General features: G+C 57.3%; 19 protein-coding genes. 12 read left to right on the top strand and 7 right to left on the bottom strand.

The window, feature by feature from the left end; translation table 11 throughout:
• Nucleotides 1–4 precede the first annotated feature (4 nt).
• From ACR0JG_RS16455 to ACR0JG_RS16465, 3 genes are read left to right on the top strand one after another with little or no spacing between them, the layout of a single operon-like run.
• The gene (locus ACR0JG_RS16455; RefSeq protein ID WP_480571201.1) at nt 5–1,342 is read left to right on the top strand and encodes a DUF6638 family protein; all 1,338 of its coding nucleotides are present in this window, start codon (nt 5–7) and stop codon (nt 1,340–1,342) included.
• 1 nt (nt 1,343) lies between these two features.
• Complete coding sequence (locus ACR0JG_RS16460) at nt 1,344–1,610, top strand: hypothetical protein (RefSeq protein ID WP_170757523.1); 267 nt, start codon at nt 1,344–1,346, stop codon at nt 1,608–1,610.
• Between the two features lie 10 nt (nt 1,611–1,620).
• Entirely contained in the window at nt 1,621–2,265 is a 645-nt protein-coding gene (locus ACR0JG_RS16465) for a DUF1523 family protein (protein ID WP_170408694.1), read from the top strand.
• Nucleotides 2,266–2,303: 38 nt separating this feature from the next.
• On the opposite strand, the gene ACR0JG_RS16470 is transcribed toward ACR0JG_RS16465, so the two are convergent.
• From ACR0JG_RS16470 to ACR0JG_RS16495, 6 genes are all read right to left on the bottom strand, one after another.
• Nucleotides 2,304–3,398: a flagellar basal body P-ring protein FlgI gene (locus ACR0JG_RS16470; RefSeq protein ID WP_480571205.1), complete on the bottom strand. Its 1,095-nt coding sequence runs from the start codon at nt 3,396–3,398 to the stop codon at nt 2,304–2,306.
• Entirely contained in the window at nt 3,395–4,402 is a 1,008-nt protein-coding gene (locus ACR0JG_RS16475) for a flagellin (protein WP_480571208.1), read from the bottom strand. The genes ACR0JG_RS16470 and ACR0JG_RS16475 overlap by 4 nt, the downstream gene beginning before the upstream one ends.
• Nucleotides 4,403–4,404: 2 nt before the next feature.
• The gene (gene flgK, locus ACR0JG_RS16480; protein WP_480571211.1) at nt 4,405–5,856 is read right to left on the bottom strand and encodes a flagellar hook-associated protein FlgK; all 1,452 of its coding nucleotides are present in this window, start codon (nt 5,854–5,856) and stop codon (nt 4,405–4,407) included.
• A 33-nt stretch (nt 5,857–5,889) separates the two neighbouring features.
• On the bottom strand, nt 5,890–7,185 hold the full coding sequence (locus ACR0JG_RS16485; RefSeq protein WP_255611994.1) for a flagellar hook protein FlgE: 1,296 nt from the start codon (nt 7,183–7,185) through the stop codon (nt 5,890–5,892).
• A gap of 98 nt (nt 7,186–7,283) precedes the next feature.
• The gene (locus ACR0JG_RS16490) at nt 7,284–8,123 is read right to left on the bottom strand and encodes a flagellar motor protein MotB (protein ID WP_480571214.1); all 840 of its coding nucleotides are present in this window, start codon (nt 8,121–8,123) and stop codon (nt 7,284–7,286) included.
• Between the two features lie 83 nt (nt 8,124–8,206).
• Entirely contained in the window at nt 8,207–9,532 is a 1,326-nt protein-coding gene (locus ACR0JG_RS16495) for a FliI/YscN family ATPase (protein ID WP_480503087.1), read from the bottom strand.
• A 107-nt stretch (nt 9,533–9,639) separates the two neighbouring features.
• Here ACR0JG_RS16495 and ACR0JG_RS16500 point away from each other — a divergent pair, with 107 nt between their 5' ends.
• The 9 genes from ACR0JG_RS16500 to ACR0JG_RS16540 are packed head-to-tail and all read left to right on the top strand — an operon-like array spanning nt 9,640 to nt 14,170.
• A complete protein-coding gene (locus ACR0JG_RS16500) occupies nt 9,640–10,026 on the top strand; it encodes a FlgB family protein (RefSeq protein WP_170567490.1) in 387 nt (128 codons plus the stop codon).
• An 11-nt stretch (nt 10,027–10,037) separates the two neighbouring features.
• Nucleotides 10,038–10,424 carry a flagellar basal body rod protein FlgC gene (gene flgC / locus ACR0JG_RS16505; RefSeq protein WP_170395265.1) on the top strand — a complete coding sequence of 129 codons (387 nt, stop codon included), beginning with the start codon at nt 10,038–10,040 and terminating at the stop codon, nt 10,422–10,424.
• A 12-nt stretch (nt 10,425–10,436) separates the two neighbouring features.
• Entirely contained in the window at nt 10,437–10,727 is a 291-nt protein-coding gene (fliE, locus tag ACR0JG_RS16510) for a flagellar hook-basal body complex protein FliE (RefSeq protein WP_170395268.1), read from the top strand.
• Nucleotides 10,728–10,730: 3 nt separating this feature from the next.
• On the top strand, nt 10,731–11,003 hold the full coding sequence (locus tag ACR0JG_RS16515) for a flagellar biosynthetic protein FliQ (RefSeq protein WP_480571217.1): 273 nt from the start codon (nt 10,731–10,733) through the stop codon (nt 11,001–11,003).
• Nucleotides 11,003–11,713, top strand: a complete 711-nt coding sequence (locus ACR0JG_RS16520; protein ID WP_480571220.1) for a flagellar hook-basal body complex protein — start codon at nt 11,003–11,005, stop codon at nt 11,711–11,713. Before ACR0JG_RS16515 ends, ACR0JG_RS16520 begins: the two co-directional genes overlap by 1 nt.
• Before the next feature lie 21 nt (nt 11,714–11,734).
• A complete protein-coding gene (gene flgG, locus ACR0JG_RS16525; RefSeq protein ID WP_170626328.1) occupies nt 11,735–12,520 on the top strand; it encodes a flagellar basal-body rod protein FlgG in 786 nt (261 codons plus the stop codon).
• Complete coding sequence (gene flgA, locus ACR0JG_RS16530) at nt 12,520–12,933, top strand: flagellar basal body P-ring formation chaperone FlgA (RefSeq protein WP_480571223.1); 414 nt, start codon at nt 12,520–12,522, stop codon at nt 12,931–12,933. The genes flgG and flgA overlap by 1 nt, the downstream gene beginning before the upstream one ends.
• Nucleotides 12,933–13,664, top strand: coding sequence for a flagellar basal body L-ring protein FlgH (flgH, locus tag ACR0JG_RS16535; RefSeq protein ID WP_170395282.1), 732 nt, complete (start codon nt 12,933–12,935; stop codon nt 13,662–13,664). Before flgA ends, flgH begins: the two co-directional genes overlap by 1 nt.
• 11 nt (nt 13,665–13,675) lie before the next feature.
• Complete coding sequence (locus tag ACR0JG_RS16540) at nt 13,676–14,170, top strand: flagellar basal body-associated FliL family protein (protein ID WP_170408681.1); 495 nt, start codon at nt 13,676–13,678, stop codon at nt 14,168–14,170.
• Nucleotides 14,171–14,181: 11 nt separating this feature from the next.
• Here ACR0JG_RS16540 and ACR0JG_RS16545 read toward each other — a convergent pair whose 3' ends face one another.
• Nucleotides 14,182–14,541 (bottom strand): hypothetical protein, encoded by a 360-nt coding sequence (locus ACR0JG_RS16545; protein ID WP_480571226.1) that lies wholly within the window; start codon nt 14,539–14,541, stop codon nt 14,182–14,184.
• Nucleotides 14,542–14,550: the final 9 nt, after the last annotated feature.

The following is a 14,550-nucleotide window of genomic DNA, read 5'->3' on the forward strand; positions in this document are numbered from 1 at the left end:
ACCAATGATCCGCCTCATCGAAAAAGGCCTGATGTTTGGCAATCTCGTCCACATCTCCAGCCCGGCTCTGGTCGAGCGGTATAACCGCGCGCTGCAGCATCTGGCGGGTAAGACCACGGCTCTGACGGATTTCCATGTGGATATCTCGGGCTATTCGCCCGAGGTGGGGATTGAGCTGGAGGACGAGCTCTACCTCAACCCCAACGGGGTCAACCGACAGTTCATCCTGCTGACGAACGAGCAGAAACGCGCGCCTCTACTGAACGTCAAATTCTCGACCTCGCGCGATATCCTGCGCGACTTCATCGAGATGAACGAGGCGCAGCTGTTTGCCCTGACCGCCACCGATGCTGTGGCCGGAGAGCTGGTGAACTCGGTCATCAAACTCACCACTCCGCGCGACCTGATGAACCTGCGCAAGATCGAGATCGAGGCCGATACCGCAGGCGGCACCCTGCGCAAAGCCCAGCAACTGGCGGGCATGGTCGAACAGTTCAAAACCGAAGAGGACGCTTGGTTCGACGACGTTCTGATCGCCAAGATGATCGAAACTGCCAAGGAAACCGGCGACGTCACCCGCAACCCGGTTCGCCTGCGCCACACGGCCTTTGAGCAGCGCAATTTCTGGACGGCGCATTTCGGCGGGCTCTATTTGTTTCCCGATCTGGATCACCCGGCGGCGATCTGCATGGGCGCAAGGCCGGATGATCTGAAGATCAAATACACGTTTGATCCGTCGCAGCGAAACCAGATTGCCAAGTTCCTCGACTATAACGATCTGGTCGAGCCGATTGTAAAAGCGCGCGGCGTGGATGCCGCCGCGATCCTGCAGCAGAAGATGGATTTCCTAACAATTGACGCCGCTGCCGATGCGGATGTCGATCTGACCGGACTTGACCGCAGCGATATGCGCCGCCTCGCCCGCAATTACTCGGACCGTCTGCCCGAGGCCTATCACGGCCTTGCGCAGCTCTTGCGCTGGGCAACAGATGGCGGGCCGTGGCCACGCATTACCTCGGATCACCCGTCATATTTCTATACCCTACGCGCGGCGGACACGCCGAACCGCGAATTGGTGAACATGCTGCTGGCGGAACTGGCCCCCCTGGACCCGCGCCAGATGTTCATCTGTCATAAGGAGCTGTTCTACAGCACCTACAAAACCTGGCCCGAGAGCAAGAAAGCCTATGTTGCCGACTTCCTCGCGCGCGAGTATCAGGTGGATAAGGCCGGTGCCCGCGCGGCACTGTTCGGTCATGAGCCGGATATGAGCGGTGATGATCGGGTGAGCGAAGCAGTGATCGCTCGGGTTGGCCCTTGGGGCGCGGTCGGGAGGGATTGAGATGTTTGGAGCAATGCGCCTGTTTCTAATCCTGCTGGTTGTCCAAACGATTGCCTATTTTGCGCTGTCCCTATACTCGCGCGGTGTCAGGCGACGGAAGCTTGAGACGTGGTGGGACAGAAAGGGCAAAACCGGCAACAAGGACGCATTTGTCGCGCGCGGTCTGCATGTCTATGACAATTCGTTCCGGCGCAAACTGATTTTGGGTGTCTATATTGTACCTTGGGTGGCGATTGGCGCGCTGATCTACATCGTGAATTACATGTGAGGGTTAAGGCATGGCCTATGTGAAATGGGCGTTCATTATCATCTTCTGGGGCACGATCGCCGTGATCTTGCAGTATTCCCTACCGCAGCACGATGTGGTGCGGATCGTCAACACCTACGAGGAACGTCAGGACCTGACGGACTGGACGCGAATCTTCTGGTCCGAGCCTGAAGATCAATCCACCAGCCTGTCAAACCGCGATGTACAGTTCATTCAGGCCGTACGCGCCAACGGGAAGCCGATTGTCTATCGCAACGAAGACACCGGTTGGGGCTGGCCGCCTTATTTCAAGTTCGACACTGCGAACCTTTACACCGAGGCCAACGATGCCAAGTCGACCAAAGATAACCCCGATTGGGTGGTCGTAACGCACTACGGCTGGCGGAATGAATTCATGTCGATTTTTCCCAACGCAATTTTCATCCGGCATGTCGAGGGGCCGGATGTCCGCATCATCCCGTGGTTCAATATTGTCTTCCTGACTTTGTTTGCTGCGCTGGTTTGGGCCATCTGGGTTCGATGGCGGCGGTTTCGGCAAAAGAAGATCGATCCTGTTTTGGAGAACATGGAAGATGGTCTTTACGCCGCTGGTGATGCGATAGATGAAAAGCGCAAGGGCTTTCGCCGTTGGCTGGACAGTTGGAAATCCAAGTAAAACCGTACACCAAAAGGCGCACGCTGTGGTCTGACTGCTCATCTCACGATGAACTCAGCATGAAGCGCCCCGGCAGCCTTGATGGTTTTCAGGATGTCGATCATATCGCGTGGCGACACGCCCAAGGCGTTCAACCCGGCGACCACTTCGGACAAGGTGGTTGCCTCGGGGATTTCTGCAAGCCCCGTTCCTTCTTCCTCTTCGATCCCAGCGTAGGTGCGCGGAACAACGACTGTTTCGCCTCGCGCAAACGGATTTGGCTGAACAGCAATCGGGGCTTCCTCGACTGTGAGGGTCAAGTTGCCCTGCGATACCGCCACGCGTGAAATCCTGACGTCCCGACCCATGACAATTGTGCCCGATCTTTGATCCACCACGACGCGGGCTTTGCTTTCGGGTTCGACCAGAATGTTTTCAATTCGTCCAATGGCATGCGCGGTTGATACGGCCCGCGTCGCCTCAATGCTCAACTCCACAGTGCCGGAATCGCGCATGAGTGCGACCGCTCGGTTGAATTCCTTATTGATGGCGGCCTCTATGCGGCTTGCAGTCGTGAAATCCGGTTCTCTCAACGCCAGTCTGAACTGAGTCAAATTAGCAAGCTGAAAATCGATCTCGCGCTCCACACGCGCGCCCGAGGGTATGACGCCCGATGTCGGCACCCCGCTTACAACCGACGCTGCTTCGCCTTCAACTGCAGCGCCGCCGGCTAGCACTGTCCCTTGCGCCACGGCATAAATCTGACCATCTGCTGCATTCAGGGGTGTCATGATCAATGTCCCCCCAAGAAGTCCTTTGGAATCTCCAATGGCAGAGACGGTGACGTCAATCTGACCGCCGACGCGCGCGAAGGGTGGTAGGGTGGCGGTGACCAATACGGCGGCGACGTTCTTGGGGCGAAAATCTTCGCCATTCACGTTTACGCCCAGCCGTTCGAGAATGTTGGACATAATCTCTTCGGTGAACGGAGAATTGCGCAAGCCGTCGCCGGTGCCATTCAGGCCAACCACAAGGCCGTAGCCAACCAGATCATTGCCGCGGACACCGTCGAAATCCACCAGATCTTTCAGGCGTATGGCCCCCGCATTGGCAATGCACGGTAAGACTATCAAAAGGAATACGAGTATCTTCATCTTAAGAAATTCACCAGTGACAGGTTGGCGTTGCGAACGGTCACGGAATACAGACTCTCCAGTTGGAACTGCACGGTTTGCAACTGTGCCGCAGTCTCATAGGGATCTGCAGCGATCAACGCATTGCGCGCATGCTCAGCGCTGGTCTTTGCGGCGGCGTTGCGCGTTGCTGCTTGCTCCACACGCGCCTCAGCCGCGCCGACCTGGGCGCGTAAATTGACCGTCGCATCCTGAGTATTGGCCAACTCAACACCAAGCTGCGTGAACAATGCGGTTCGTAGATCAGGTGTCCATCCAAGCGCATCATCTGTGGCCAGAGCCGCAACCGCAACATCGCGCAAAGCGTCCTTGAGCGTGGGGTCTGTCGCAGTGATCGGAAGCGTGATCCGCTCGTTCTCGGAAATCTGCATCGGAGCCAAGGTGTCTGTGCCACCTTGATATATCACCGCATCAAATCCGGCGGGGTCGTTGAACCAATCCTCAGCGGCCTGTTGGATATCTTTTAGGGAGGTCAGCCCTATCAATTCGGCCTGCAGCGCTGTCAATAAGGTTTCAGCGGAGGGCAGAGGTGAGACGTCAGTCGATGTTCCAGAATACAGGCTGCGCCCTCCCGCCCGCGTATTCAGGGCTGAGATCATTGTGTCGAGCTCATTTCGTGCCTGAACCGATGCTTGTTCATGTGTCACGGTCTGGTTCGCCGTGCCAAATGATAGCAGCGACGCTGACATCTCGGCGACCGAGCCGCTTAGCGTTGTCAGGCTCAATTGCATTGCGTCCGTGAATAGCCGCGCCTCGGCGGTGGCGATGGAAAGCGCGTCCAACCGTTCCAGGTTGCGATCTAGATCCAGTAGGTGCGAGTAATCACCACCCAGACGACCCGAGATATCCTGCACCTTGCCGGTGGACATCTCATACGACAGTGTTTCGATTTGTGATTTGATCTCGGCGCTGCGAGTTCTGAGGGTAAGGCCGCGGGCCAGATCCCCGATCGAATTCAGTGTCATGTTCATAACCTCAACAGGGTATCCATCAGTTCATCCACGACAGCGACGATGCGTGCGTTTGCGGCATAGGCTTGCTCGATCTGCATCAAGCGCTGCAGTTCCGCGTCACTGTCAACACCTTGCTCCGCGACGACTTTTTGCATCTCCAGCTGCGCGTTTGCTGCAAAACTGCTGCGCTGGTCAGCTGTGTGTGCGTTTGCCCCGGCTTTGGAAAGCAACGCCTCGGCGATCTCCGCCGCGCGCATCGTGCCTGTCCCAAACCCCACGCTGGGGGCCGGGCGCGAGTCGGTCAGAACGGCCCCAAAAGCTTGCAACTGGCTGGCATCACCCGGCGCACCGGGGGTCAATGCCCCCAGACCCGCGCGTAATCTCCAGCTGTCACCCCCTGCATCCGGGTCGACCACAACATTTAGTGAGATGCGCGACGCAAGACCGGTTTCAGAAACCGGATCAAAGCGGCTGCCGTTATCCGTGAAGACGCCCGGATCGGTCGCGGCAGCGGTCGGGTCCAACCCGGTGGTTTCAAAGCGCTCGATCAGGTCGCGGGCGACGGCGTCCAGATCGGCTTGCGCTTCGACGGTCAGTTCGTCGCGGACCGAGAACTGGGCCATCAATGCGCCGCCTCGGATTTGGGCGAACTCTCCGCTCACGCGAACGGGTCGGCCGTTGATTTCGAGCCCGGACAACAACCCGTTGCCAACGGTCATATGCGGCATGGTATCGCCTGTGGTCGAGAACGAAAACTCGGCCGCGGTTCCTTCCAGCAGGATCAACCCGCCATCGGAATAAAGGGAAATCTGATCATTATCGCGCGCGATCGCGTTGACAGGCACCAACTCGTTGACTTGATCGACCAGAATCTGACGATGATCCAACAGCGCGCCAATATCACCGCCCGAATTGCGGACAGCGGGGATACGAGCATTCAGTTTCTCGATGTCTTTCAGAATCTGATTCAGCGTATCGACCTGTTTGCCTATCGTGCGATCCGCATCGGATCGCATTTGCCGCACCCCTTCGGACGCTGTATTGAGCGCCGTGCTCAATGTACCGCCTGCACGGGCGGCCTGATCCAACCGTTGGGCAGAGCCGGGCAGGCTTGCAGCTGTAATCAGGCTGCTTTCGAATTGGGCCAGTCTGGCCGAGATCGAAGTGGCATCGTCGGCTGCCCCCAACAGTTTCTCGTAACCTGAATGAAATTGCGCCACGGTTTTGGCTGCCATCAGGTCTGCATCGGTCGCACGGCGGTTTGCGATCAGTACCGGATCCTGGTGCCGAGTGATACCAACGACACGAACGCCATTACCGGAAACTGTGCTGGTCGCCAGTTCAAGCGATCTGCGGGCATATCCCGGGGTCAACGCGTTGGCGATGTTTCCTGAAACCACTGCCGCACCACGGCTGGCTGCGCTCAGCCCGCCCAGAGCGTTGTTCAGTGCTGTCGACATATTCATCGGACGCATCCCTTTCGTTGATCAATCATCAGATCAGCGTTTGATATTGGTGGTTTCCTGTAGCATCTCATCCACAGTCTGAATGACCTTGGCGCTTGAGGAGTAGGCCCGCTGGGTCTGGATCATTGAGGTCAACTCGGTGGCGACATCGGTGGTCGATTCCTCGCGTGCAAAAGAAACAAGATCTCCTGTTGGACCTTCACCCGCGTTCCATAAGAAAAAGGTGCCGCTGTCACGCGAGGGGGCATAGGTCTGGCTGTCCAGTGCCGTCAGGCCGTTTGGATTCGGCACATCGGCCAGTGGAATCTGGAACATCCGGCGACTGACCCCAGTATCATAGAAAGCATAGACATAGCCGTTCTCATCAACCTGTACGCTTGTCATCGTGCCAACGGCCGAACCATCGCGTGTGATCGAAACCGGAGCAAAGGTATCGGAAAGCTGTGTAATGCCGTCCGCATCACCGATCTGACCGATGTTGATCTCCATTGGTCCGCCGGCGACGTTGACGACAACGCTGCCGTTTGCCGGGTCATAGGCACCGCCGGTCACGGCGGTGACGCTGGCTAGTGTACCACCGGCTGTACGGCTATCGGTGAAGGTCAGGGTATATTCTCCGATGACAGCGCCGCCCGAGGCTGAATCGCGCAATGTCATGGTCCATTCATTGCTGCTGCCGGTTGCAGGAACGGTGGGGACCAATTCGATATCGACGCTTTCAGACTTGCCCAAATTGTCAAAATACTCGACCGACAAGGGCTGCGTGTCACCCGGAGCACCGGCGTCAGTCGCTGTTGCAGGCAGGTTCATCCGCAGGTTCATGGATGTTGTGGGGGCGCCCGAAAGTTGATTAACGCTTAGCTGAATGGGTTCCAGAGCGGCGGGCGTATCCCTCGGGACGCTGGGGATCGAGCCATCTGGATTGGCACGCCAGCCAAGAAGTACAAGGCCGGATTGTGTGACCAGATACCCCTCCTCATTGGTGCGGAATGAGCCTGTCGTGGTCAGCAGCATCTCATTTGAACCTGACGCGATCTGCGAACTGGGACGGACAGGCAGCATGCCTCTGCCGCGCACGGCCAGATCGGTTGAATTGTTGGTGGTTACCAGCGATCCGCGCTGATCTATCAGGCGTTGGCTGGTGGTTCTGACCCCGCCTGCCGAATAGCTGCCGCCCTGACCAGATGTGACCATGGAGTGAAAGTCGGTCTCGACCCTTTTATAGCCAAATGTCGATGAATTGGCGATGTTGTCAGAGATCGTGGCCAGCCTGTTGGCGTTGGCCTTCAACGCTGCCACACCGGCATTCAGCGAAGAGGATATGGTCATCGATACGCCCTTTTGTTGCGTCATTCGTTGATGCAACACGTACCGCACTGGCCCTTAACAGCCGGCTAACAGCTAAAATGCTGTCTATCCTTTACCCCCTAAGGGTAGCGTAAAAAGATGATCTCAATCCGATTATTGCGTACCGCCATGGGGTTTTTATCCGAAAGCTCTCGGTCCGCGTGCCCAGTCACGCGGTCCAACCGCTGTGGCTGGATGCCTTTGTTCTGCAGCAGTTGGCGGGTGCTTTGCGCCCGCGCGGTCGACAGATCCCAGACCGGGTTATTCGCCAACACGACGGGCGCAGACCGCACATGCCCTTCAACCGCGATTGCGTTTGTCACCAGATCAGAAGACCGCGCTACCAAAAGGGTCAGCGCGCGCATCATTTGGGTTGGCGTGTCTGTCCCCGATTCGAACAACGGTTGATCCTCAGTGGCGAACAGCTCGACCACCAGCCCTTCGTCGGTGACGCGGGTCACGATGTGCTTGCGCATCTTATCGGACACCAGGCTTTCCCCAGCGCGCCCCAGCAACTGCGCCTCGAGCGACGAGAAATCTTCGAACGCACCCTTACCGCCGCCTTTCGCATCCACGCCGGTTGATCCGCGCGCCTGTTTCGCCTCGGTGGGGTTCCGATTGCTGGCACCTGATCCATCCATAACCATGGTTTTTTCCGAAAACATGTTGTCACCGCCGAAGGCACCATCGCCGCCGCCCGAGACCGGATTGACCGGAATCGTGGGCGAAAAATAATCCGCCAGACCCTTGCGTTGCGTCTCGGTCGTTGCATTCAGCAGCCACATCAACATGAAGAACGCCATCATGGCAGTGACAAAGTCCGCATACGCGACCTTCCACGCACCACCGTGGTGAGCATCGCCACCCGATACACGTTTCTTCTTGATGATGATTGGCGCCGCATTGGATTGCGCACCCATCTCCACCACCTTCTATTCACCCGCCTACTGGCCTAGCAGGGCAGGTGTTAAGGTGGGCTTAACACTTAAAACTGTTCTGAATTCTAAGACTGCGACACCGGGTTTACACCAGCGCGCCTTAAAATCAGAGATAATCGATTAAAGCTGTTTTCGATACCATCGGGATCGGCCTTCGCAAAAAAGCTATCTAGCTCTTCGTGGACCCGGACGGCGCGATCCAACAAAGGATCTGTTCCTTCGGCATAGAGACCGGCTTTGATCATCACCTCAGATTGCTCATAACTGCCGACCAGCTTGCGGGTTTCTGTAATCAACTGGTTCTCATCTGCGGTCGCCGCACCTGGTAGGCTGCGTGATACGGATCGGCTGAGGTCAATCGCTGGGAAGCGCCCGCGTTCGGCGATGTCTCGGCTCAGCACGACATGTCCGTCCAAGACGCCGCGCAGAATGTCCGCAATGGGCTCGTCCATGTCAGAACCCGCGACAAGAACACTGAAGACTGCGGTGATGTCACCTTGATCGGCAGTTCCGGGACCCGCCCGTTCGCACAGGTTTGCAATCAGCGGCGTGACCGATGGCGGGTAGCCACGTAGCGATGGGGCCTCACCCATTGCGGCGGCAATCTCGCGATGCGCTTCGGCAAAACGAGTAACTGAATCGGCCAGAAACAGAACGTTTAACCCTTGATCCCGCAGGTATTCCGCCACCGACATGGCCGACCATGCGCACCGTCTGCGTATCAGGGCCGATTGATCCGAGGTTGCGGCCACGACGACGGATCGTTTCAGACCTTCGGCACCCAGGGCGTTCTCGACAAACTCATTCACTTCGCGCCCGCGTTCGCCCACCAATGCAACGACCACAGCATCCGCCTGGACGGAGCGGGCAAGCGTCGCCAGAAGTGTCGATTTGCCAACGCCTGAACCAGCGAACAGGCCGATTCGCTGACCCTGGACAATGGGCAGCATCGTGTTGAGGATGGCCAACCCGGTTTCCATACGACCGCCCAGCGGCTTGCGCGATACCGCAGTTGGCGGGGCCTGCATAAGGTCACGTTTAAGCGTGCCAGGCAGCAGGGGCTTGCCGTCCAGAGGTTTGCCAAACGGATCGATCACCCGCCCAAGCCAATGCATTCCGGGCGCAAAGGCAGGCATCAGGTCGAGAGAGACCTGATCCCCCAGGCTTACGCCATCGGGTGCGGAGGCTGGCAGCATATGGATCGCGCCTGATTCGACATGCAGGACCTCGCCCGGCAGGTCCGGGCCTTTTTGTCGGCGCAGCGTCAGATGATCCCCGATCCGGGCTTGGGCGGTCAGACCATCGATTTCAACCACGCCGCGCGCAACACCGGTCACACGCCCGATATGGTGTACCGCCGACATCCTATCGAATTCGCATTTCAGACGCATCGGATCGAGATCGGCCATCGCAGGTCCTCCAAATAGATTTGTTGAAAACGGTTTCTAAAGGAATCGGGGTTAAGCCTTGATTGAAATTGATCGAGGGAGAAGCCCCGATGTTCAATGACCTGAACGTCTTTAAGACTGCGTACGCAATGGCAACCCATGCCGGACAACGGCAAGCGGTTGTTGCGCGCAACATGGCCAACGCGGATACGCCGGGATACAAGCCCCGCGATATTGAAGCCTTCCAGACAGCGTTTGAAAACACGAGCCGAGAGGTCGCGATGACCGCGACTCGGACGGGTCATCTGAATGGTGATGTGCGCGCTCAGCCTTGGGCTGAATTCACGGTCGCGGCTTCGAGCGATCCGAATGGCAATGGTGTTTCATTGGAAGAAGAGATGCTGAAAGCTGTCGAGGTCAAGCGACAACATGACCGGGCATTAGCGATCTACAAGTCTTCAATCGGTGTGCTGCGCACGAGTCTGGGCCGGGCATAGGGGGTTTCACGATGAGCGATTTTTCCTACTCGTTGGACGCGTCGGCTAGCGCACTGCGTGCACAAGCAGCGCGGTTGCGTCATGTGTCCGAGAACATCTCGAACGCCGATACGCCGGGATACCGGCGTAAGACAGTCCCGTTTGAGACAGTCGAACGGGACGGAAAAGAGATGGTTCAGGCGGGGCGCGTCAAACTCGATCGTCGCGACCTGAGCCGAATTTATGATCCTGGCCACCCTATGGCTGATGAGACTGGCCATTACAGAGGATCAAATGTCGATCTGATGATCGAAATAGCAGACGCCCGAGAGGCGCAGCGCAGCTACGAAGCCAACCTCAAGATGTTCGACCAGACCCGGCAGATGTCATCAAGTCTGATGGATCTACTCCGAAAATAAAGGAATACCAGAATGGATGTTCGCTCACTTACCGCCGCACAGAACTATACGGGTGCGCGCCCTGCAACGCAGGCCGACCCCGAACATCAGGGGACAGCGCAAGGGCTGCGATCCTCGTTTCAGGATTTTGTGGCGACGCTGAAACACAGCGAGCAAGTCACGCAATCTTCGATGGTTGGGCAGGCCGACCCGCACGCTTTGGTTCAGGCGCTGGCGCAGACAGAGCTGGCAGTGGAAACGGCTGTGATTGTTCGGAACAAAGTCGTTGAAGCCTATCAGGAAATCTTGCGGATGCCGGTCTGAACGATGCTGAGCGAAGGTCTGTTCTACGACATCGTGCGCCAGGCGCTTTGGGTTGCAGTCACCACGTCGGTTCCGATCCTGGCGGTGGCGCTGATCTCGGGCCTTACAGTTGGTTTGTTTCAGGCCTTGACCTCGGTTCAGGAGATGACCCTGACCTTCGTGCCTAAGCTGATTGCAATCGTGGTCGTGTTCTGGATGTCGATGGGTTTCATGACCCAGACCCTTGTTACGTTTTTTACCGGGACATTGGTCCCGCTTATTGCCGGAGGTCGCTAATGGACACCGCTTATGTCACCTTGTCCCGTCAATCCGGTCTCATGGATGAGATGCGAATGGTGGCCAACAATATCGCCAATGCCAACACGACCGGGTATCGTCAGCAGGGGCTGGTGTTCTCCGAATTCGTCCGGGATATGCCGGGCAATCCTTCACTATCGCTCAGCCGTGCGCAGGTTCGAAACACTTCTCTGCAACAAGGTGTGCTGACCGAGACAGGCGGGTCCTTCGACTTTGCCATCGAAGGGGACGGTTTCTTTATGATCGAAACGCCCGCTGGGAACCGCATGACGCGTTCCGGCAGTTTCTCACCCAATGCTGAGGGCGATCTGGTGACGATGGACGGGCACCGGGTTCTGGACAGCAATGGCGCGTCGGTCTTTGTCCCGCCCGACGCCGCAATGATCGATGTTGGCAGCGACGGCACGATGAGCGTCGATGGACAACTTCTGAGCCAGATCGGTGTCTACAACGTCGCCGATCCCGAAAACCTGGTGCGCGAAGGAAGCACACATTTCCGTGCAGGCGGGCAGGTGGACCCGGTGGACGAGCCGGTCGTGCTGCATCGGTTTCTCGAAGGATCGAATGTCAATGCCATTGGTCAGGTGACCCGGATGATTGAAATTCAGCGGGCCTACGAGCTCGGGCAGAGTTTTCTTGAGGCCGAAGACGAACGGGTTCGCGGGGCGCTTAAGGCATTGATGCGCTGATTACCGGAAGGAGAATACGACATGCGAGCATTGAAGATCGCGGCTACGGGCATGACCGCACAGCAGATGCGGGTTGAGACAATTTCAAACAACCTCGCGAATATGAATACAACCGGCTACAACACCCGCCGGGCCGAGTTTGCCGATCTGCACTATCAACAGATGGTGCGCGCCGGGGCGGTCAATGCCTCGGATGGAACGGTCCTTCCGACAGGTATTCAGCTGGGGTTGGGCGTGCGCCCTGCCGCCGTCACCGTACAGCTGCAACAGGGTGGGCTCTCGGCAACGGGCAGTGATCTGGATATCGCCATCGAAGGGCGAGGTTACCTTGAAGTCACCATGCCGAATGGCCAATCCGCCTTTACCCGAGACGGAAGCCTGAAACGTTCGGCCGAAGGTCTGATCGTAACTTCTGATGGCTTTGCTGTTGCCCCTGAAATTACCATTCCGGACGATGCCAGATCGATCTCGATCAATGCGGCGGGTGAGGTCTATGCCTATTTCGATGATACGGCCGAGGGGCAGTTGCTGGGCGAGTTTACGCTGGCCAGCTTCTCGAACGCCAAGGGTCTTGAGGCGATTGGTAGCAACCTCTTCAAGGAAACCGAAGCCTCGGGCGCTCCGGTTGTCGGCACCCCGGGCGAAGATGGGCTGGGCACATTGCGGCAGGGCTATCTTGAGGACAGCTCAGTCGATGCGGTGCGCGAGGTCACGGAACTGATCGAAGCGCAGCGTGGCTATGAAATGAACGCCAAAGTTATTTCCGCCGTCGACCAGATGATGGGCGCGACCACGCAGGTGCGGTGATGCGCCTGTTAACCCTCATACTATGCATGATGCCGATGCCAAGCTTGGCCGAGATCGTTGTGCCGACCCGCACGATCCGCGCCAAAGAGGTCATTGTCTCATCCGACCTCGAAATCAAAACCACTGAGGTCAATGGGGCGGTTCGTAGGCCAGAGGATCTTATCGGTCAGGAGGCACGTGTTGCGCTTTATCCAGGTCGGCCAATCCGCCCTGCCGATGTCGGTCCGCCTGCGATCGTGGACCGAAACGATCTGGTGACGCTGGTGTTCGATCACGTCGCGCTATCGATCACTGCCGAAGGCCGCGCGTTGGGCCGGGGCGCAGCAGGCGAGCGTATCCGTGTCATGAATCTGGCGTCTCGCACAACAGTAACGGGCGTAATCCGTCCCGATGGACAAATTGAGGTTAAATGATGCCGAGCCTTTCGAAACCCCTGCTATTTGTCGTTCTGAGTGTTGCGGCGTGTGGACGATTGGACCACCTTGGCAAGCCGCCCAGCCTGACACCAAACACGGAATCGCCTGAGCATGTTGCGATGCTGTGGCCCGGACTACCTTTGCACAGCCAGCCTCAGCGAACCGTTGATCAGTCATCTTTGTGGAGTGGCGGTCAGCATTCCTTGCTTGGTGATCAACGGGCGATGAAAAAAGGGGATATTCTGACAGTCGTGATCGAGCTGGATGAAAAGGCCGAAATATCCAACGACACCAACCGGTCGCGGGCCGGGTCAGAAAGTCTTGCGGTGCCGGAACTCTTCGGCCTGCCGCAGCGTGCAGGTGAACGACTACCTGAAGGGGCCTCACTTGATGATGCCGTTTCAATTGACTCCGCTTCGGTCAGCAAAGGGAAGGGATCGGTCAAACGCAAAGAGAAACTGACCTTGCGCGTGGCGGCAACGGTCGTCGACGTGTTGCCAAACGGTGTGCTTTCGATTTCTGGATCGCAAGAACTGCGGGTGAATTTCGAACTTCGGGAACTGCTGGTCTCGGGCTATGTCCGCCCCGAAGATATCTCGCGCCAGAATGAAATCACCTATGACAAGATCGCGTCAGCGCGGGTGTCTTATGGTGGCCGCGGGCAGATCACGGATGTGCAGCAACCACGCTATGGACAACAGATACTTGATACCTTGCTACCTTTCTGAGGGCCGCGCTTATGGGAAAACTACTACCGATCGTTTTTCTGGTTTTCGGCCTGGCTGCCGGTGCGGGCGCCCGGATCCTATTGTCCCCTTCCGGGGAAGCTGAAGATCTTGCGGAGGCTGGGCAAAAACCCAATGAAGACAAGAAAAACAAAACTAAACCCGGCAAAGATGATCAATCAGAAACACATGAGTATCTGAAACTCACCAAACAGTTCGTGGTCCCCGTGGTTTCCGAGGACGAGATATCGGCGCTCGTCACCATGTCCCTCAGCCTTGAGGTGAGGCCGGGGATTGCCGAAGCGTTTTATGAGATCGAGCCAAAATTAAGGGACCGGTTTCTGCAAGTTCTGTTTGATCACGCCAATATCGGCGGGTTTGACGGCGCATTCACGCGGTCAGACAACCTGACGGCATTGCGCAATGCGTTGCTGGAGGTTGCGAGAAAGGATCTGGGTGAAGATGTCTCGCAAGTTCTGATCATGAGTGTCAGCCGACAGGATACCTGAACGGGTTGGGGTTACGAATCCTGAGCCTTAGATTGTCGCACGCGTCGCTTGTGTTCCTGCAGGCGGCGCGACAGATCTGCAACGGCCAGTTTGCGCCCAAATGCCCCACGCAATTCTTCCATTGCCGCAAGCTTTTGTGATCGCAGGCGCGCCAACTCGGTGTTCAGGTTGCGCCGTGTCAAAGATTCCCAGCCGTGCCACAACAGGTCTGCGCCGGTGACCTGATAGCCATCCGACTGTGAACTCGTCGATTTTACTTCGGCTAATTGAGAATCCAGACGCGTCAATTGCTGAAGCAACTGGGCTTCGCGCTGCAACAAAGGGTGCAATTTTTGGTGTTCCCGTTGATAAACAGCTTCGACGACGGTCAAAAGGTTGTC

This window comes from Ruegeria sp. AD5, from assembly GCF_056542345.1.